This is a genomic window from Nocardia sp. NPDC051900 (genome assembly GCF_044452545.1).
Taxonomy (GTDB): domain Bacteria; phylum Actinomycetota; class Actinomycetes; order Mycobacteriales; family Mycobacteriaceae; genus Nocardia; species Nocardia sichangensis.
The window spans coordinates 99,284-117,783 of the sequence record NZ_JBITBU010000020.1; the positions used below are offsets into that span (position 1 = coordinate 99,284).

At 67.6% G+C, this 18,500-nt stretch carries 20 protein-coding genes; 10 read left to right on the forward strand and 10 right to left on the reverse strand.

Features of this window, described 5'->3' with window-relative positions; genetic code table 11:
* Positions 1 to 48: 48 nt before the first annotated feature.
* On the reverse strand, positions 49 to 246 hold the full coding sequence (locus ACIA5H_RS29535) for a DUF397 domain-containing protein (RefSeq protein WP_379254077.1): 198 nt from the start codon (positions 244 to 246) through the stop codon (positions 49 to 51).
* The gene (locus ACIA5H_RS29540; RefSeq protein ID WP_397078805.1) at positions 243 to 1,124 is read right to left on the reverse strand and encodes a DUF5753 domain-containing protein; all 882 of its coding nucleotides are present in this window, start codon (positions 1,122 to 1,124) and stop codon (positions 243 to 245) included. The genes ACIA5H_RS29535 and ACIA5H_RS29540 overlap by 4 nt, the downstream gene beginning before the upstream one ends.
* Before the next feature lie 130 nt (positions 1,125 to 1,254).
* Between ACIA5H_RS29540 and ACIA5H_RS29545 the strand changes: the two genes are divergently transcribed.
* Entirely contained in the window at positions 1,255 to 1,557 is a 303-nt protein-coding gene (locus tag ACIA5H_RS29545; protein WP_355071772.1) for a hypothetical protein, read from the forward strand.
* Between the two features lie 49 nt (positions 1,558 to 1,606).
* Positions 1,607 to 2,047 carry a DUF4254 domain-containing protein gene (locus tag ACIA5H_RS29550; protein ID WP_397078807.1) on the forward strand — a complete coding sequence of 147 codons (441 nt, stop codon included), beginning with the start codon at positions 1,607 to 1,609 and terminating at the stop codon, positions 2,045 to 2,047.
* Here ACIA5H_RS29550 and ACIA5H_RS29555 read toward each other — a convergent pair whose 3' ends face one another.
* From ACIA5H_RS29555 to ACIA5H_RS29580, 6 genes are all read right to left on the reverse strand, one after another.
* Entirely contained in the window at positions 2,048 to 2,332 is a 285-nt protein-coding gene (locus tag ACIA5H_RS29555; RefSeq protein ID WP_397078809.1) for a DUF3349 domain-containing protein, read from the reverse strand.
* A gap of 15 nt (positions 2,333 to 2,347) precedes the next feature.
* Positions 2,348 to 2,683, reverse strand: coding sequence for a DUF3349 domain-containing protein (locus ACIA5H_RS29560; protein WP_397078811.1), 336 nt, complete (start codon positions 2,681 to 2,683; stop codon positions 2,348 to 2,350).
* An 11-nt stretch (positions 2,684 to 2,694) separates the two neighbouring features.
* Entirely contained in the window at positions 2,695 to 2,973 is a 279-nt protein-coding gene (locus tag ACIA5H_RS29565) for a hypothetical protein (RefSeq protein ID WP_355071765.1), read from the reverse strand.
* 11 nt (positions 2,974 to 2,984) lie between these two features.
* Positions 2,985 to 4,247, reverse strand: a complete 1,263-nt coding sequence (locus ACIA5H_RS29570; protein ID WP_397078813.1) for an anion permease — start codon at positions 4,245 to 4,247, stop codon at positions 2,985 to 2,987.
* Between the two features lie 90 nt (positions 4,248 to 4,337).
* A complete protein-coding gene (locus ACIA5H_RS29575) occupies positions 4,338 to 5,594 on the reverse strand; it encodes a lipase family protein (RefSeq protein WP_397078815.1) in 1,257 nt (418 codons plus the stop codon).
* 156 nt (positions 5,595 to 5,750) lie between these two features.
* Complete coding sequence (locus tag ACIA5H_RS29580; RefSeq protein WP_397078817.1) at positions 5,751 to 7,262, reverse strand: ATP-dependent DNA ligase; 1,512 nt, start codon at positions 7,260 to 7,262, stop codon at positions 5,751 to 5,753.
* 93 nt (positions 7,263 to 7,355) lie between these two features.
* Here ACIA5H_RS29580 and ramB point away from each other — a divergent pair, with 93 nt between their 5' ends.
* Positions 7,356 to 8,762 carry an acetate metabolism transcriptional regulator RamB gene (ramB, locus tag ACIA5H_RS29585; protein ID WP_379254084.1) on the forward strand — a complete coding sequence of 469 codons (1,407 nt, stop codon included), beginning with the start codon at positions 7,356 to 7,358 and terminating at the stop codon, positions 8,760 to 8,762.
* Between the two features lie 26 nt (positions 8,763 to 8,788).
* On the forward strand, positions 8,789 to 9,073 hold the full coding sequence (locus ACIA5H_RS29590; RefSeq protein ID WP_379254085.1) for a hypothetical protein: 285 nt from the start codon (positions 8,789 to 8,791) through the stop codon (positions 9,071 to 9,073).
* 53 nt (positions 9,074 to 9,126) lie between these two features.
* On the opposite strand, the gene ACIA5H_RS29595 is transcribed toward ACIA5H_RS29590, so the two are convergent.
* Positions 9,127 to 10,350: an MFS transporter gene (locus ACIA5H_RS29595; RefSeq protein WP_397078820.1), complete on the reverse strand. Its 1,224-nt coding sequence runs from the start codon at positions 10,348 to 10,350 to the stop codon at positions 9,127 to 9,129.
* A 74-nt stretch (positions 10,351 to 10,424) separates the two neighbouring features.
* Between ACIA5H_RS29595 and ACIA5H_RS29600 the strand changes: the two genes are divergently transcribed.
* Positions 10,425 to 11,270, forward strand: a complete 846-nt coding sequence (locus tag ACIA5H_RS29600; RefSeq protein WP_397078822.1) for a TetR/AcrR family transcriptional regulator — start codon at positions 10,425 to 10,427, stop codon at positions 11,268 to 11,270.
* Between the two features lie 13 nt (positions 11,271 to 11,283).
* On the opposite strand, the gene ACIA5H_RS29605 is transcribed toward ACIA5H_RS29600, so the two are convergent.
* Entirely contained in the window at positions 11,284 to 13,113 is a 1,830-nt protein-coding gene (locus ACIA5H_RS29605) for an acyl-CoA dehydrogenase (protein ID WP_397078824.1), read from the reverse strand.
* Between the two features lie 373 nt (positions 13,114 to 13,486).
* On the opposite strand from ACIA5H_RS29605, the gene urtA reads away from it, so the two are divergent.
* The 5 genes from urtA (at position 13,487) to urtE (ending at position 18,496) form a co-directional block, all read left to right on the forward strand.
* Positions 13,487 to 14,761, forward strand: coding sequence for an urea ABC transporter substrate-binding protein (gene urtA / locus ACIA5H_RS29610; RefSeq protein ID WP_397078826.1), 1,275 nt, complete (start codon positions 13,487 to 13,489; stop codon positions 14,759 to 14,761).
* Between the two features lie 178 nt (positions 14,762 to 14,939).
* Positions 14,940 to 15,824, forward strand: a complete 885-nt coding sequence (gene urtB, locus ACIA5H_RS29615) for an urea ABC transporter permease subunit UrtB (RefSeq protein ID WP_397078828.1) — start codon at positions 14,940 to 14,942, stop codon at positions 15,822 to 15,824.
* Positions 15,821 to 16,960 (forward strand): urea ABC transporter permease subunit UrtC, encoded by a 1,140-nt coding sequence (gene urtC, locus ACIA5H_RS29620; protein WP_379248981.1) that lies wholly within the window; start codon positions 15,821 to 15,823, stop codon positions 16,958 to 16,960. The genes urtB and urtC overlap by 4 nt, the downstream gene beginning before the upstream one ends.
* Positions 16,957 to 17,811, forward strand: coding sequence for an urea ABC transporter ATP-binding protein UrtD (gene urtD / locus ACIA5H_RS29625; RefSeq protein ID WP_355071744.1), 855 nt, complete (start codon positions 16,957 to 16,959; stop codon positions 17,809 to 17,811). The genes urtC and urtD overlap by 4 nt, the downstream gene beginning before the upstream one ends.
* The gene (urtE, locus tag ACIA5H_RS29630) at positions 17,804 to 18,496 is read left to right on the forward strand and encodes an urea ABC transporter ATP-binding subunit UrtE (RefSeq protein ID WP_397078831.1); all 693 of its coding nucleotides are present in this window, start codon (positions 17,804 to 17,806) and stop codon (positions 18,494 to 18,496) included. The genes urtD and urtE overlap by 8 nt, the downstream gene beginning before the upstream one ends.
* The last annotated feature ends 4 nt before the right edge of the window (positions 18,497 to 18,500 follow it).

Sequence of the window (18,500 nt, forward strand, 5' to 3'; positions counted from 1 at the left end):
GAGCTGTGTTATGGGTGTCGTGAACCTGAGAGTCTGCTGGGAGACGTGTCAGGTGAGGTCGGCGGTGCGGATCGCGGAGGTGAATCCCGCCCACTGGGTCGGCGTGAACGCCAGCGTGGGCGATGCGTCCGATGGGCCCTCGAATTTGCTGTCCCGAACCAGGACCCGACCACCGTCGAAGCACACTTCTACGCAGGTCTGGCTGTCATTGGAATACGAGGATTTGAACCACCCGGTACCGCTCACTCGATCGACTGTAATTCAGCAGCGGTCGCGCGGATGAGCGCCAGAGACTCGTCTCGGGACAGCGCGATTGTTCGCGCCCGCTCGAACACGAAACCCAGGTCGCGCACTTTGGTTTCCTTTCGGCTCTCGTCATCGACGATGATCTGGCCGAATACCGCCGATTCATGCCACGCGAGCGTCGGCAATCGCGGACTGGCGAAGTCGAGGAGATGGTAGGTGGAGCTCGCCGGGACACTGTCTGCGGCAGTGAACGGAATGACCTGTAGTTCGACGCACTCGTCATGCGACTCGAGGACGTCGGCCAGATGGATCAGTTGACGCCGCAGTACGTCCGGTCCCCCGATCTGCTGCCGGAGCGCCGCCTCGCCGACAACCACCCGCAGCGAAACAGGACTCTCCCCCGTCAGCCGTCGCTGCCGATGCAACCTCGCTTCGACACGCTGATCGACTTCGATCGCCCGCACTGTCGCTCCCGACGAAAGCATCAGTGCCCGAATGTATTCCTCGCCTTGTAGCAGGCCCGGCATCATGAGGCTCTCATACGTCCGGATCGATTCGGCGCCCCACTCCATTCCGTAGTAACGGAGGATGTCTTCCCCGAACAGTGCGGAATAGCGGCTCCACCAGCCGCGGCCTCTCGCGGCTTCCCTGAGGGCGAGCAGTTCACGCTGTTCGTCGGCATCGATCTCGAGGATGCTCAGTAGCCGTTCCAGTTTGTCCTTGGGGAGCAGGTTGCGCTCGTTTTCGATGTGCGACCAGTACGCGGCCGAGACATCGAGCGCTCTGGTGATCGACGCGGCACCGATACCCAGCTCCAGCCGTCGCTGCCGGAGCCGGAGCGCGAGCTCCCAACGCGCAACCGCAGGTGACAGCGCCATGTCAGCACGATACAGCGGACAATGCCGCGCAATCACTTTCGTAAAGTGAGTTGTATAGTTTACGATTCGAGTGTTGCGCATCACAGCGGGGGCTTTCGACAGAACCCGCTCCGGCGGGGAGGGGGTTCTGATGTCCGTGCACGTCGTCGACCGCATGTGGATCGTGAGCGATCGGACGCCGCATCAGGCGCGGCGGGTCAGTGACGACGCGTGGGTGGTGTCCTATCTGCGTGGCCGGATGGTGAACACCGAGCAGGCGACGGCGGCTATCCAAGCGGCGGAGATGGTTTCGCTGACGGAGGAGTTGGTGCGCCCCGTCGGGCTCACCGCGCTGGAAGCGGTCGGCCTCGTCGTCCTCGAATCGCCGTGGGACACCGCGCCGTTGCGCACTCGGTTCAGATTGCCGCGTCCGGGCGGGCGGCATCGCCGATGATCCTTCAGGTGACGCCCGGCGCGAAAATTCGATCCAGGGGGTTGACGCAGTGGAACCGCTGCCCACCAAAGAGCTCGTCCTGAAGGCTTGCCGCATCGCGCCGCATCGCGCGCACCCAGTCCTGGAGTCGGCTCACCTACTCGCGGGATTACACCAGCGCCGCCTGCGCTGTGCACCGGGCGGGACGAACGAGATCGACCAGCACCGCGCCCGCCTCGTGCTCGTCATCGACCGCTGGGTCGCCACCGAGACGTCACCGCCGCACGGCGGCGCACACATGCACACCGAAACCGTGGGCATGGTGGTCGATCGGCTCGCGCAGTTCTCCGCCAGCGCGTACGACATCCTCTCCGGCGCGCCGGAATGGGCCGTGCACAACGCCTGGGAGCGCCTCGCCGAACTGTCGCTGGGCTATGAAGATCTCGCCTACGAGGTCGCGGCGGGCGTGCGCCGCCTCCCCTATCTCAGCGGCCCGCGCGAACACCCGTGATCAGTCCTCGTCCGGCCACGCATTGGCCTCGACCCGGGCGCGCACCCGCGCCACGTCGGCTTCGGACGGCATGTCGTTGGTGATCTTGGTGATCATCACCTGGATGTCGGTCTGGTCGATGTCCGCGCCGCCGGAGCCGGCCAGCTCGGCGGCGATCCGGGCCACCTCCGCGTCGGACAGACGGCGGCGCAGCAGGGCGAGCAGCGGGATGTAGTCGGCTTCCGGGACCCCGTCCGGGTATCCCGCCCGCAGCCAGCTGATGATCGCGTGCAGGAAGGGAGGCATCGGCGGCGGCTCGGGTCAGTCGGAATCGGCGGGCGGATCGGCCAGCGGCCAGCCGCCGGCGGCCAGATGGGACGCGACGCGAGCCACGTCATGCTCGTCCGGCTGCTCCTTGGCGAGCCGCGCGATGGCCTCCTCGATCTCGGTGTGCGTGATCTCGCTGCCCGAATTCGAAGCGACCAGTTCCTCGGCGATCGCGACCACCTCGTAGTCGGTGAGGTGCCGGTGCAGCACGGCGAACAAGGCCACGTAGTCCGACTGCGGCACGCCCTGCGGGTAGCCCGCGCGCAGCCAGCCCACGACTTTGCCGAGCAGTTTCGGCCGAACCGGGACTGGTTTCACTGGATCGGTCACGCTGGCACTCCTTAAGCCTGCCCGAACAGATGGATGCCGAATTTGGCCGCCAGGAACGCCTTCGCCGTGTACAGGATGCCGGTGACGATCGCAACGACGACCAGCACGAAGCACGCAAGCGCGACCGCGAGGGCCGGATAGTTACGCCGCACCGTGCCCGCGTCGGTGGTCGCGGTCATCGACCAGAACCGCACCCCGATCGCGAAGATCATCGGCAGCCCGGCGCCAAGCACCAGCCCGGCCACGATGACTTTCCACAGGGCGTTCAGATTGGTGACGAGAGTGTGCACGCCTGGTCCTCCTACACCTGGGCGGAGCGGTTCGAGTCCGCCGACGTGGTCCGGCCGCCCGCGGGCGGCACGGTCCGATCGCTTGTGGGCGGTGCGGCTTGATCGTCCGTGACCGGCGTGACCGCGGACGGGTCGGCCCCCTCGCCCGGCCACTCGTTGACGTTGCCGGTGTGCACCGGATCGCGCCGCGACCGCAGGTACATCAGCGTCGACAACCCGACCAGCAGGGCGAAGACCACCAGCACCCCGGCCAGTCCGCCGATGACGTGGGCGATGCCCCAGCAGATCGCCCCGGCGACCGCCGCCAGCGGCAACGTGAGCAGCCATGCGACCACCATGCGCCCCATCACGGCCCAGCGCACCTCGGCGCCCTTGCCCAGGCCGGTGCCGAGGATGGAGCCGGTCGCGGTCTGCGTGGTGGACAGCGGTAACCCGAAGTGGGCGGAGGTCAGGATGATCGCGGCCGAGGCGGATTCCGCCGCGAGCCCCTGCGGCGAGTCGATCTCCACCAAGCCCTTGCCAAGCGTCCGGATGATCCGCCAGCCGCCGAGGTAGGTGCCCGCCGCGATGGCGAGGGCGCACGCGGCCATCACCCACAGCGGCAGGTCGTCGTCCTTGGTGAGGGTCCCGTGCGCCACGAGCGCGAGGAAGATCACGCCCATCGTCTTCTGCGCGTCGTTCGTGCCGTGCGCCAGCGAGACCAGCGAGGCGGAGCCGATCTGGCCCCAGCGGAATCCCTCGGTGACCTTGTCCTCCTCGGCGTCACGCGTGATCCGGTACACCAGCCACGTGCCGATCGCCGAGATCAGCGCGGCGACGATGGGCGCGAGCACCGCGGGCAGGATGATCTTGGTGACCACGCCGTCCGACCCGGACGCCCAGATCACCCCGCTCCAGCCGAGCGCGGCCAGCGTCGCCCCGATCAGACCGCCGAACAGCGCGTGCGACGAACTCGACGGCAGGCCGAACAGCCAGGTGAGCAGATTCCACAGGATTCCGCCGACGAGGCCGGCGAACACGATGACGATCAGGTCCTGGCCTCCGACGGCGTCGAGTCGCACGATGCCCTTCGCCACGGTGGCGGCGACGGCCACCGACAGGAACGCGCCGACCAGGTTCAGCGCCGCCGAGAGCGCGACCGCCACCCGCGGCCGGAGCGCGCCGGTGGCGATCGAGGTCGCCATCGCGTTGGCGGTGTCGTGGAAGCCGTTGGTGAAATCGAATGCGAGCGCCGTGACGATGACGATCAGGAGAACCAGTAATTCGACGGTCACGCCTCCAGTGTGCTGCACCCCCGGACGGCACAGTCATGCCGGTTACCGGAACTTCGTCCGGCCTCCGTGCACTAGTCTGATCCGTCCAGGTCAGCCGGTCCGGGTGCAGTGTGGGGCGACGGGCCGACCGGCGAACCGGTCATCGATCCACGAGTTGGCGCCGGGGATGCCGCTGAGTCCGACGAGGAAGTGTTCGCCGAAATGGACCTGGAAATCCACCTGCGTTCCGGCGCCACACCAGTCCGCGTAGAGCTTCTCCGCGCCGGCCAGCGGCACCCACGGATCGTGCGTGGCGTGATACAGGAACACCGGCACCGTCGGCGCGCTCGCACCCAGCCGATTGGCGGCCAGGATCTCCCTGACCATCGGCAGGTCGGTGGGCGCGGCGGCATGGGTGAGCGCCTGCACCGGAATGGGCGCCACGGCGCCGCCGAACTCCTCCGCGGTCATGCACAGGTCCTTGCCGACCTGAGCCAGCCGCCAGCCGTCGTCGTTCATCAGGCCGAGCAGCTCGGGGTACTCTCGCGCCAGTCCGAGGGTGGCGGCCAGGAAGACTCCGGACGCGGCGTTGCGTCCGTTCATGGTGGACAGCAGCATGTCGAAGTCGGCGGGGACACCGCCGAACGCCGCACCCACCAGATTCAGCTCGGGCGCGTATCGCGGGGCCAGTTGTGCGGCCCATCCGCTCGCGATGGCGCCGCCGGAGTATCCGGTGACCACGGTCGGCGCTTCCGGTCGCAACCCGAACTCCGGCGTGTTCACCACCGCCCGGATCGAGTCGAGCACCGCGTGCCCGGCCATCAGTCCCGCCGCGTACGCCTGCCGCGGGCCCTGATGGTCGGGCACGAGCACGGCGTAGCCCTTGGACAGCGGAATCTGGGCGGCCCAGAACTCGGCTGTCGGCTCGTTCCTGAGTTTGTAGGACGGTGCGCACCGATGCCCGAGCGAGTCGATCGCGGCATTGAACGACAGCACCGGACGCGGCCCCGGTCCGGTCCACGGGGCCTGCGGCACGAGCAATGTCGCGACCACAGGCACCGGCAGGTCCTTCGAATCGGTGGACCGGATCAACAGTTCGGTCGACCGCAACGGGAACGCGGTCAGGCCCGTTCCGCCCGCACGGGACGCGAGAATCGCTCCCGGAGGCAGGCTCTCGAAGCCCGGCGGCGGCGTGTAGAAGGGATCGTCCAGCGGCGTGGGCAGGATTCCCGGATACTCGCGCGACGGCGTGAGGAACTGCTCGATCGGATTCGCCCGCACGGGCGTACCGACCGCACTCACCGCCAAGGCGCCCAGGAGTGCCGCCAACAGCAGGACATACCGTCCGCACAGCGATTTCCGCATCATCCCACCCGCCCGCCGATTCCTTGTCCGGAAGCACGAACCGGCCGGACCACTGAATTGTGGGGGCCATCCGGAACCTTGCGCTGCCCATACTTACAGTGGCTCGACGTGCTCGGCACGCCCGACACGCACCCGGCGCGGGAGCGACCGCGCTTCACATCACGGCAGTAGCGCCCGAATGGTATCGATGGTGTCCGCGTCGGCGGGTTCTTTGTCGGGGCGATACCGCACCACACGAGCGAAACGCAGAGCGACACCGCCGGGGTAGCGGGAACTGACCTGCACGCCGTCCAGCGCGATCTCGACGACGAGTTCCGGCCACAGGTACACGGTGTGCTGATCGCGCGAGCGCTCGTGGCGGGGGAATTCGTCGGTCTGCCACCGCAACAGCGCGTCGGTGAGTCCTTTGAAGGTCTTGCCCACCATGACCGGCTCCCCGCCCTCCGGGTCGCGCGCGCCGAGATGGAGGTTCGACAGATAGCCCGTGCGGCGGCCGTAGCCCCATTCCGCGCCGAGCACGACCAGGTCGAGGGTGTGCGTCGGCTTGATCTTCTGCCAGGCCCGGCCCCGCCTGCCCGCCGCGTACGGCGCGGTCAACGACTTGACCATGACGCCCTCGTGCCCCGCTGCCAGCGCGGCGTCGAAGTATTCCGCGGCCGCATCGGCATCCGGCCGCAGCAGCGCCGGGATGGTGTGCTCGGCGGCCACCTTCGTCAGCGCGGCGCGCCGCTCGGACAGCGGAGCGTCGAGCAGGTCCTGCCCGTCCAGGTGCAGACAGTCGAAGAAGTACGGATGCAGCAGCAACTCCCTGGTGGAGCTCACCTCGGCGAACCGGCTCATGGTCTCCTGGAACGGACGCGGTCGTCCGGCGTCGGTGAGCGCCAGCGTCTCCCCGTCCAGCACGACGCTCGTGCAGTCCAGGCCCGCGACCAGCTCGACGAGTTCCGGAACGCCGGCGGTGATCTCGCGCAGCGTCCTGGTGAAGATCCGGACCCGGTCGCCGTCCCGGTGCACCTGAATGCGCGCGCCGTCCAGTTTGTGCTCGACGCTCACCTCGCCCTGGAACTCGAGCAGCGCCTCGTCCAGCGTCGCACCGGGCGAGGCGAGCATGGGCTGGATCGGACGGCCGACTTCGAGCCGGAACTCCGCGAGCGCCGCGGCGCCGCCGGTGAGCGCCGCGACGGCGGTGACCGGCAGGCGGCCCGACAACATATATGCCCGGCGCACCGCATCGGGCGGCACGTCCGCGGCGACCGCCACGGCTTCGGCGACCAGGGCGGTGAGCGCTCCTTGGCGCAGTTCCCCGGTGAGCAGGCGCACCAGGAAGCCCTGCTCGTTCGCCGTCGCCGCGGACCACAGCGCCGCGAGCAGCTCCTTGCGCCTGGCCGCGGAACCGGCGCCGGAGACAACGGCCAGCTCGCTGAGCGCCGCGTGCACCGCCGACACGGTCAGCGTGGGCACCGGCGCGGGCGCGTGGTCGAGCGTGGTGAGCGTGCGCCACCCCGTACCGATCCGCCCCTGCGCCAGTTCGCCGGACGCCCAGGCGACCACGGGCACGAGCTCCTCCGGCGCGGCCGCGGTCAGCAGCGCGGCGAGCGTCGCGATCTTCGTCTTGCGTGACCTGGTCGCCCGCACGGTCTCCGAGGCCAGCACGACATCCGAGAACAACACCTTGCCGACGGTAGCCGCCGGGTACGACACCTGTCTGCGAGGAGTGTTAATCGAAAATTGGCACGGATGCGAAAGCAGCCATAAACTGGACGCATGGCCAAGACTTACGTCGGCGCTCGGCTGCGTCAACTGCGGACCGAACGCGGACTGAGCCAGGTCTCGCTGGCCCAGCAGCTGGAGATCTCGGCGAGTTACCTGAACCAGATCGAGCACGACGTGCGCCCGCTCACCGTGCCGGTGTTGCTGAGGATCAGTGACGTGTTCGGCGTCGACACGACCTTCTTCTCCGCTCAGGACGACACCCGGCTCATCGCGGAACTGCAAGAGGTCGTGATGGACGAGGAGCTGGGCATCGAGGCCGACGCGCAGGAGATCGCGGACATCGTCTCGGCGCACCCGAGCATGGCCCGCGCGCTGGTCAACATGCACAACCGCTACCGCAACACTTCCGCCCAGCTGGCCGCCGCCACCGAGGACCGGTTCGCCGACGGCGCGGGCAGCGGCGCGATCAGCAAGCCGCACGAGGAGGTGCGCGACTACTTCTACCAACGCCAGAACTACATCCACGAGCTGGACACCGCCGCCGAGGATCTCACCGCCCGCATCCGTTTCCACGGCGGCGACGTGAACAGCGAGATCGCCAGGATCCTGCGCGCCCACGACGTACGGATCATCGAGCGCATCGACCTCGGCGAAGGCGTGCTGCACCGCTACGACCCGCAGACCCGCACCCTGGAGATCGCGCCGCACCTGTCCGGCGGGCAGCGAACCTTCAAACTGGCCGCCGAGCTGGCCTACTTCGAGTGCGGCGAGCTGCTGGAGAAGCTGGTCGAGGAAGGCAATTTCGCCTCCGAGGACGCCCGCAAGCTGGCCATGCTTGGGCTGGCCAACTACTTCGCCGCGGCAACGGTGCTGCCGTACACGCATTTCCACGAGGTCGCCGAGGACTTCCGCTACGACATCGAGCGGCTGTCGGCGTTCTTCACGCAGAGCTACGAGACCATCTGCCACCGGCTTTCCACGCTGCAACGGCCGTCGCTGCGCGGCGTGCCGTTCTCGTTCGTGCGGGTGGACCGTGCGGGCAACATGTCCAAGCGCCAGTCCGCCACCGGTTTCCACTTCTCCGCCAGCGGCGGCACGTGCCCGCTGTGGAACGTCTACGAGACCTTCGCCTACCCGGGCAAGATCATGACCCAGATCGCGCAGATGCCCGACGGCCGCAAATACCTCTGGGTGGCGCGCACGGTGGAACGCCGCGCCACCCGCTTCGGCCAGCCGAGCAAGACCTTCGCCATCGGTCTCGGCTGCGAATTGCGGCACGCGGCCCGCGTGATCTACGCCGACGGCATCGATCTCGACGAAGTGCAGCCGACGCCGATCGGTGCGGGCTGCCGAGTCTGCGAACGCGCCAATTGCCCGCAGCGCGCCTTCCCGCCCCTGGGCAAAGTGCTCGACATCAGCGAACACCGCAGCTCCGTATCGCCGTACGTGCTGAAGTAGTCCCACCGGTTCCGTAGGTTGTCGCTATGGCCGGTGATTCGCGGTACCCCATGCCCGCGTCGATCGTGCTGATCGCGACGCCGGAAGGTTGGCGGCACAGCGTCCTGGACACGCGGGGCGGGATGCTCTGCGGTCGGCTGGCGCAGATCGCCGCTGACGCCGCACCGGAGCAGGCGCGCGCCGCGGCGGTCGCGATGCTGCGCGACGTGGCCCGGGAATATCACGACACCGAAATCGAAGTGATCTGGAATGGTCCGGAGCCCGAAGAAATGCTGACAGCTCAGGTGATTTCGTTGCGGCACCGTCCCTGAACGAACATCCGGCCGGTATCGGAGCACCGATACCGGCCGGACATCCTGTTCGCTCAGGCGGCCGTCGACCTCCGCATGCGGAGACCGATCCCCGTCATACCCAGTGCGGTGACGAGCAACAGGGCCAGCGTCCAGGCGAGGGTCGCGAAGCCGCGGGGCGCCGCGGCGGCGGCGACCAGCGGGCCGATGGTCGCGCCCACGTAGAAGGAGAACATCGCGACGGACATTGCGGCCGCGCGGGATTCGCCGCCCAGTTCACCCGCGCTCTGCAGCACGGCCGGCGCGATGATGCCCAGTCCGCCGACCAGAACGGCGAGCAGCACGGCCAGCACGGCCGGGTGAGTTCCCTCGAAGGTCGCGACCACCATCGCCGCGGCGGCGATCAGTACGCCCAGCGCGATCTGACCGTGCTTGGACAGCCGGGCCAGCGGCACCGCGAGCAGGGGAAGCGCCACCATCACCGGCAGCGCGCCTGCACGCAGCGCGAGCAGTTCGCCCGCGCCTCGAACCACTCCGGTCAGTTCGAGGCCGGTGTACACCCCGACCATCACCGCCATGCTCATCGCGCCCGCGATCAGCATCGGCACCAGCGCCCGGATGCGCAGCACCGCCGGAATGGCGGCGTAGCTGTGCCGCAGCGGCTTGTCCCGGCCGGTGGGCGCGTCGGCCAGCAGCGCGGACCGCAACACCAGCGCGAGCACGGCGAAAGCGACCGCGGAGGCGACGAACACGGTGCGCCACGGCAATGCGGCCACCATCCACTGCGACACGATCTGCGCGACCACCGTCGCCGCGAGGAACGACGTGGCCACGGACATGGTGGCCACGGCACGGTGTGCGGGAGCGATGCGGGTCGCCACGTAGGCCATGATCGCGGGCGGGATCGAGCCCACCACCAGCCCCTGCGCCACCCGCAGGCCGACGGCCAGTGGAGCGCTGAACGCCAAACCGGTCAACAGTGTGACCGCTGCGGCCACCAGCATCCCGGTGACGAGCACCCGGCGGTGACCATAGCGATCCGACAGCGGCCCGAACAGGACGAAGCCGCCGGCGTAGCCGAAGGCGAACGCGCTGATGATCCAGGTCATCACGGCGGGACCGACGCTCCAGTCGGCCCGCATAGCGGTGAAAAGTGGGATCGGAACGTACATCTGGCCGGTCGCCAGCAGTGCGGACAAGACGAAGAAGGGCAGGGTGCGCCCGGTGTGGGCACGCGACGATACGACTCGGGTGCGCGTCCGGACCGGAGCCACGGACTGAAGAGTTGGCATTGCCATGGGTCGAAGGTAGGCCCTGGCGAGCCGCGTTGTCAACCAAATAGTTGGTTTAATGGAATGGTAAAGTGTCCGTCATGACCGCCACGATGAAACGCAGTGACGCGACCAGGCACGCCCTGTTGCGCGCCGCCCGCGACGAGTTCGCGCAGCACGGGCTGGCCGGCGCGCGGGTCGACCGGATCGCGGACGCGGCGGGTGTCAACAAGGAACGCATCTACGGACTGTTCGGCAGCAAGGACAAGCTGTTCGACGTCATCCTGATCGACACCCTGCGCGAGTTCATCGACGTGGTGAAGCCGCTGGCCGACACCGAACCCGGCGCGTACGTCGGCAAGCTGTACGACTACCACCGGGACAACCCCCAGCTACTGCGCCTGATGCTCTGGGAGGCACTGCATCGCGGCGCCGACGCGCACGACATAGACGGCTGGCGCGCCGCGCACTACGTGCGCAAATTCGATCGCGCGCAGGAACAGTTCGACGTGGACTCCGCGAACGCGGGCCGCCTGCTGCTTGCCCTGTGCGGCCTGGCCAATTGGTCACTCGCCGTTCCGCAGACCACCAAACTGCTGCTCGGCGAGGCCGCCGCGGAGGATGGGAACGCCACCCGCGCGTTCCTGATGGAGTTCGCCAGAGCGGCGATGCGCCGCGACACGGCCGCCGGCGAACGGCAAGCACGCCTGCCCGAGGTCGAGCTGGTCAACGACTTGACCGCCGACGACGAGCCGTCCGGAGTCGACCGAGCCGCCCAGCGTCTCCGCGACGCCCAAGCCGCCGCCGACGCCGCCCGCGAAGAACTCGCTATCGCCCTACGCGCCGCCCACGCCGCGGGCGCGAGCGCCAACCACCTCGCCCGTCAGGTCTCCGGCACCCTGTCCCGTCCCGTGGTGCTCAAACTCCTGTCCCAGCCCGAACCCTGAACCCGCCGCGCCTCTAGAACGCACTTTCTTCGAGGTTCATGATGTCGTTGTCCAACGTCGCGACGATTCCGCGCACCGCGCTCAGCGTCGGCAGCGCGTTCTTGACGAAAAAGCTCGCGACGGCGACCTTTCCGGCGTAGAAAGCGCGGTCCTTCTCCGGTGCGTCGGCGGCCAGCGCGGCGGCCGCGATCTCCGCCTGGACCAGCAGCCGCCAGCCGATGAGCAGATCGCCGACCGCCAGCAGGAAACGCACCGAACCCAGACCCACCTTGTACAACTCGGTGGGCTGCTGCTGGGCGGCCATCAGGAAACCGGTGAGCGAGGCGGCCATGGCCTGTACGTCCTCGGCGGCCGTGCGCAGTAGTTCGCGTTCGGTGTCGAACCGCCCGGTCTTGGCGTCCAGGAACGCCGCGATCCGCGCGTTGACGTGGCCGAGCGCCACACCTTGGTCGCGAATGACCTTGCGGAAGAAGAAGTCCTGCGCCTGGATGGCGGTGGTGCCCTCGTACAGCGAGTCGATCTTCGCGTCCCGGATGTACTGCTCGATCGGGTAGTCCTGGAGATAACCGGATCCGCCCAAGGTCTGCAACGATTCCGTCAGGTACTGGTAGGCCCGCTCCGAACCGACTCCTTTGACGATCGGCAGCAGCAGATCGCTCACCCGGTGCGCCAGCTCGGGGTCGGCGCCCGAAACGAGCTGCGCCACATCGGCGTTCTGATGGGCGGCGGTGTACAGATACACCGCCCGCAAACCCTCCGCGTACGCCTTCTGCATGGCCAGCGAACGTCGGACGTCCGGGTGCTGGGTGATGGCCACACGCGGCGCGGCCTTGTCGGTCATCTGCGTCAGATCCGCGCCCTGGACGCGCTCCTTGGCGTAGGCCAGCGCGTTGAGGTAACCGGTCGACAGGGTGCCGGAGGATTTGACGCCGACCATCATGCGCGCGTTCTCGATCACCTGGAACATCTGCGCGATGCCGTTGTGCACGTCACCGACCAGCCAGCCCTTGGCGGGCGTGCCGTGGCCGCCGAAGGTCAACTCGCAGGTGGGCGAGGACTTCAGGCCCATCTTGTGCTCGACCCCGGTGACGTACACGCCGTTGCGGTCGCCGAGTGCCAAAGTCTCGGGGTCGAAGAGGAACTTGGGCACGTAGAACAGCGACAGCCCCTTGGTGCCCGGCCCAGCGCCCTCGGGACGGGCCAGCACCAGATGGAAGACGTTCTCGGCGGTGTCACCGACTTCCGCGCCGGAGATGAAGCGCTTGACACCCTCGATGTGCCAGGAGCCGTCCTCTTGCCGGATCGCTTTGGTGCGACCGGCTCCGACGTCGGAACCGGCGTCGGGCTCGGTCAGCACCATGGTGCCCTGCCAGCCCTTTTCGAAACCGAGCGTCGCCCAGTGCCGCTGCTGCTCGGTGCCGACCTCGAACAGCACGGACGACATGACCGGGCCCATGTTGAAGAACGACGCCGACGGATTGGCGCAGGTGATCATCTCGGCGACCGACCAGACCAGCGTGGCGGGGGCCGGGGTGCCGCCCATGCCCTCCGGCATGCCGAGCCTGCTCCAGTCCGCGTCGCGCACGGCGGCGACGGTCCTACGGAGCGGCTCCGGAACAGAGATCGAGAAAGTGGCGGCGTCGTAGACGACCGGATCGCGGTCGGCCGCCGCGAAGGAGTCCGCTACCGGCCCCTCGGCCAAGCGCTTCACCTCGGACAGGATCTCCCGGACGGTGTCGGAATCGAGGTCGCCGTAGGCCCCGGTATCGAGCAGCTTGTCCAGCTCGAGGACTTCGAACAGGTTGAACTCGATATCCCTCAGGTTCGCCTTGTAGTGGCCCACCTGGTCCTCCTCGACTCGAGTCCGCGGCCCGCCGCCGCGGCATGGGACGGTTCAGACGTCGTACGAATCGAAGCGTGCCGTATCGCGGCGACGCTACGCAACCGTAGCCACATCCGCCCCGGCCAGCGGGTTTGCCGGGATCTCACAACTGTTCACCATCCGTTCACAGGAAAGGTTCACATCGGCGAAACAGACGAAACGGACTTGTCATCGAGAGATATTCCGGCGCAACAACTCCTGTCTACCGTTCCTTCACGAATACAGCCGTTGTATACAGCCCCGTCTACAGCCGTGAGCGGGGCGAAGACGGCGGTGTTCGACGCGGCGTCCTGCCGACGCCGCCGCGATACCTGATGAGGAAAGGGCTCGCCCCATGCCAAGTTTCCGTGCCACCCATCGCTCCGGGCGTTTGGTTCGAGCGATGGCGGTACCCACCGCGGTCGCGCTCGCCGGCCTGTTGCTGACCGCCTGCGGCGCGAAGGACGACGCCTCGACCACCGGCTCGGGCGCCGCGTCCTGCGTCGACACGTCGAAGGACACGATCAAGGTCGGTTCACTGCACTCCCTGTCCGGCACGATGGCCATCTCCGAGGTCACCGTCGCCAACTCGACCAAGCTCGCGGTCGACCAGATCAACGCCGCGGGCGGCGTGCTCGGCAAGAAGATCGACCTGGTGCTCGAGGACGGCGCCTCGGACCCGAAGACCTTCGCGGAGAAGGCCGAGAAGCTGATCAGCTCCGACTGCGTCGCCGCGGTGTTCGGTGGCTGGACCTCATCGAGCCGCAAGGCGATGAAGCCGAAGTTCGAGAGCCTGAACTCGCTGCTCTACTACCCGGTGCAGTACGAGGGCCTGGAGGACAGCAAGAACATCTTCTACACCGGCGCCACCACCAACCAGCAGATCGTCCCGGCCCTGGACTACTTGAAGCAGAAGGGCATCACCTCCCTCTACCTGGTGGGCAGTGACTACGTCTTCCCGCAGACCGCCAATCGCGAGATCAAGGCGTACGCCGCCGCCAACGGCATCGAGATCAAGGGCGAGGACTACACCCCGCTCGGCTCCACCGATTTCTCCACCATCGTGAACAAGGTTCGCGCCGCGAAGGCGGGCGCGGTGTTCAACACCCTCAACGGTGATTCCAACGTCGCGTTCTTCCGCGAGTACACCAACGCGGGCCTGAAAGCCGCCGAGATGCCGGTGGTCTCGGTCTCGATCGCAGAAGAGGAAGTGGCGGGCATCGGCGCGCAGAACATCGCCGGCCAGCTCACCGCGTGGAACTACTACCAGACCGTCGACAGCCCGGTGAACCGGAAGTTCGTCGCCGACTACAAGGCCGCCTTCGGCGCCGACAAGCCGACCTCGGACCCGATGGAAGCCGCCTACGCGTCGGTCTACCTGTGGAAGAACACCGTCGAGAAGGCGAAGTCGTTCAAGGTCGAGGACATCCAGGCCGCCGCCGAAGGCGTGACGTTCGACGCGCCCGAGGGCCTGGTCACCATCAACGGCGCCAACCACCACATCACCAAGACCGCCCGTATCGGCGAGATCCGCCCCGACGGACTGATCTACACCGTGTGGGACTCCGGCAAGGCCGTGACGCCGGACCCCTACCTGAAGTCCTACGACTGGGCCAAGGGCCTGAAGTAGTCCGCGGCTGTCCGCGGCCCAGCTACCGGTGCCCGCCCGGCGACACAGTCGCGACGGCGGTCACGCGGAGCGCGTAATGAGGGGGGCCGCGGACAGCATCGGACCGGCGCAGGCATCGCAGGCCCTGCGGCAACACGCCGCGACGCAGTCGCGGCAAATCCAACACAGGAGCCTTCCCATGGATGTTGTGATCGGACAGCTCTTCACCGGGCTGAGTCTGGGATCCATTCTCTTGCTCGCCGCACTCGGTCTCTCGCTGACGTTCGGTCAGATGGGCGTGATCAACATGGCGCACGGCGAGTTCATCATGGCCGGTTGTTACACCACTTATGTTGTGCAGAAGGTGATCTCGTCGGCGGGCGTCTCGCTCGTCGTCTCCTTGCTGATCGGTTTCCTCGTCGGCGGACTGTTGGGCGCCGCATTGGAGATGGGCCTGATCCGCTGGATGTACGACCGGCCGCTGGACACCCTGCTGGTCACCTTCGGTGTCGGGTTGGTGCTGCAACAATTGGCCCGCGACATCTTCGGCGCACCCGCCAAGAACGTGATCGCGCCGGAATGGCTCAGCGGCGGCGTCACGATCCTGGGCGCGGTGGTGCCGAAGACGCGCATCTTCATCCTGGTCCTCGCGGTGGTCGCGGTGACCGCGCTGGCCGCGGTGCTCAAGACGACGCCGCTGGGCCGCCGTATCCGAGCGGTGGTGCAGAATCGCGGCCTGGCCGAAACCTCCGGCGTATCCAGTCGTTTCACGGATATCAGCACGTTCTTCATCGGCTCGGGCCTGGCGGGCGTGGCCGGTGTGGCGCTGACGCTGATCGGCTCCACCAGCCCGACCATCGGCCAGAGTTACCTGATCGACGCGTTCCTCGTGGTGGTCATCGGCGGGCTCGGTCAGATCAAAGGCACGGTGATCGCGGCGTTCGCGCTCGGGCTGCTCAATTCCTACATCGAATACTCGACCACCGCGTCCATCGCGAAGGTCATCGTCTTCGTCGTCATCGTGATCTTCCTGCAGGCTCGCCCGCAGGGTCTGTTCACCGTCCGGACAAGGAGCCTGGCATGACCACGCTGATACAACGGTGGCGCGCACACTCCTCGCTCGGCGCGCTGGCCGGATTCGCCGTCGCCGCCGTTCTGTTGTTCGCGGTCGCGCCCGCCCTGCTCAGCGATTTCCGGCTCAACCTGCTTGCGAAGTTCCTGTGCTTCGCGATCGTCGCGGTCGGCATCGGATTGGCTTGGGGCCGAGGCGGAATGCTCACCCTGGGACAAGGTGTGTTCTTCGGCATCGGCGCCTACATCATGGCCATGCACCTGCAGATGGCCGACGCCGCCCGGCTGGGCAACGACGTGCCGGAGTTCATGGAGATCGCGGGCATTCGCGAATTGCCCTCGTTCTGGAAGCCGTTCGCGTCGGCTCCGGTTGCGCTGATCGGCATCCTCGTGCTGCCCGCTCTGATCGCCGCGGTGCTGGGCTACGGCGTCTTCAAGCGCCGCGTGAAGGGCGCCTACTTCGCCATCCTCAGCCAGGCGCTGGCCGCCGCGCTGGCCATCCTGCTGACCGGTCAGCAGAGCATCGGCGGGTTCACCGGCCTGTCGGATTTCCGCGCGTTCTTCGGGTTCAAGCTGTCCGACCCGGTCAACCGGCGCATGCTGTTCTTCTTCGCCGCGGCCGCGCTGCTGGTGGTGGTCGCGCTGGTGCGGCAGTTGATGCACAGCCGCTACGGCGAGTTGCTCGTCGCGGTGCGCGATCAGGAGGAACGGGTACGTTTCCTGGGCTACGATCCGGCGAACGTCAAGATCGTCGCCTACGTGGTCGCCGCGTTCTTCGCGGGCATCGCAGGCGCGCTGTTCACCCCGATCGTCGGCATCATCTCCCCCGCCGACATCGGCGTCGTCCCGTCCATCGCGTTCCTCATCGGCGTCGCGATCGGCGGCCGGACCACGCTGCTCGGGCCGGTGCTGGGCGCGATCGGCGTGGCGTGGGCGCAGACGGCGCTGTCGGAGGAGTTCCCCTCGGGGTGGACGTATCTGCAAGGCGTGCTGTTCATCGTGGTGGTCGGTTTCGTTCCGGCGGGTCTGGCCGGATTGTGGCCGATGCTGAAAGGCCTGCTGGACAACAGGCGTTCCGCGCCGGCACCCGCGACGGTGGTAGTCGAGGCGCTGCCGGAACCCGCGACGGAGAAGGTGGAATCGCGATGACCGAGACGACGCACGAACCGAAGCTCGGCGGCAACGCAGGCATGTCCAGCGAGTACCTCGAGATCCGCGGTCTCTCCGTGAGTTTCGACGGTTTCAAGGCCGTCACCGACGTCGATCTGACGGTGTTGCAGGGCGATCTGCGCTTCCTCATCGGCCCCAACGGGGCGGGCAAGACGACGCTCATCGACGCGATCACCGGACTGGTCCCGGCGACCGGCTCCGCGCAGAAGACCGGCGTGGAACTGCTCGGCCAGAAGGTACACCGGATCGCCAGGCTCGGTGTCGGACGAACGTTCCAGACCGCGAGCGTGTTCGAGCAGCTCAGCGTGCTGCAGAACCTCGACATCGCCGCGGGCGCCGGCCGTTCGGCGCTCACCATGCTGCGCCGCCGCAAGACGGTGCTGCCCGCGATCGAGGAGGCGCTGGAGACCACCGGCCTTGCCGACCTGCGCGACAAACCCGCAGGGGTGCTCGCACACGGGCAGAAGCAATGGCTGGAGATCGGCATGCTTCTGGTGCAGAACGCGTCGGTGCTGCTGTTGGACGAACCGGTGGCCGGGATGAGCGCCGAGGAGCGCGAGGAAACCGGCAATCTGTTGCGCCGCATCGGCGGCGACCGGGTGGTCGTCGTGGTCGAGCACGACATGGATTTCATGCGCGCCTTCGCCACCTCGGTCACCGTCCTGGCCGGCGGCAAGGTGCTCAGCGAGGGAACCGTCGAACAGGTGCAGGCGGACCCGAAAGTCCAGGAGGTCTACCTCGGCACCGCAGCGGCCGTCGGGACCGAGCTGGAGGACGCGTCGATCGCGCCGAGCCCGGAGTCACCCCAGAAAGGGGACAGTGATGCTTGAACTCACGGATATCCACTCCGGTTACGGCCGCACCGAGGTGATCCACGGCGTCTCGGTGACCGTCCCGGACGACAGCGTGGTCGCCATCATGGGGCACAACGGGGCGGGGAAGACCACGTTGCTGCGCACCGCCGTCGGGCTGATCGGCACGAAGGCGGGCCGGATCGAGTTCGACGGGGAGACCATCACCAAACTGTCGCCGTCGCGCCGGGTGCGCCGCGGGATCGCGTATGTGCCGCAGGGACAGCAAAGTTTCCCGCAATTGACCACGGCGGAGAATCTGCAAGTGGTCGCCGACGGCCGCAAACGGGGCAAGGCGTTGATCGATGAATCGCTGGATCTGTTTCCCGCGCTGCGCGAGCTGCTCACCCGGAAAGCGGGCCTGCTGTCCGGTGGCCAGCGCCAGCAACTCGCCATCGCGCGGGCGCTGATCACCGAGCCGAAGCTGCTCATCCTGGACGAGCCGACCGAGGGCATCCAGCCGTCGGTGGTCGCCGAGATCGAGCGCACCATCATCGATCTCACCCGGCGCGGCGGGCTGAGCGTGCTGCTGGTCGAACAGCACATCGGCTTCGCATTGCAGGCGGCGCAGCGCTACTACGTGCTGCGATCGGGCCGGGTGACCTCCACGGGCGCGGGTGGGGCGGGCGCCGAGCGCGAAGTCCGCTCGGCGATGGCGATCTGAGCGC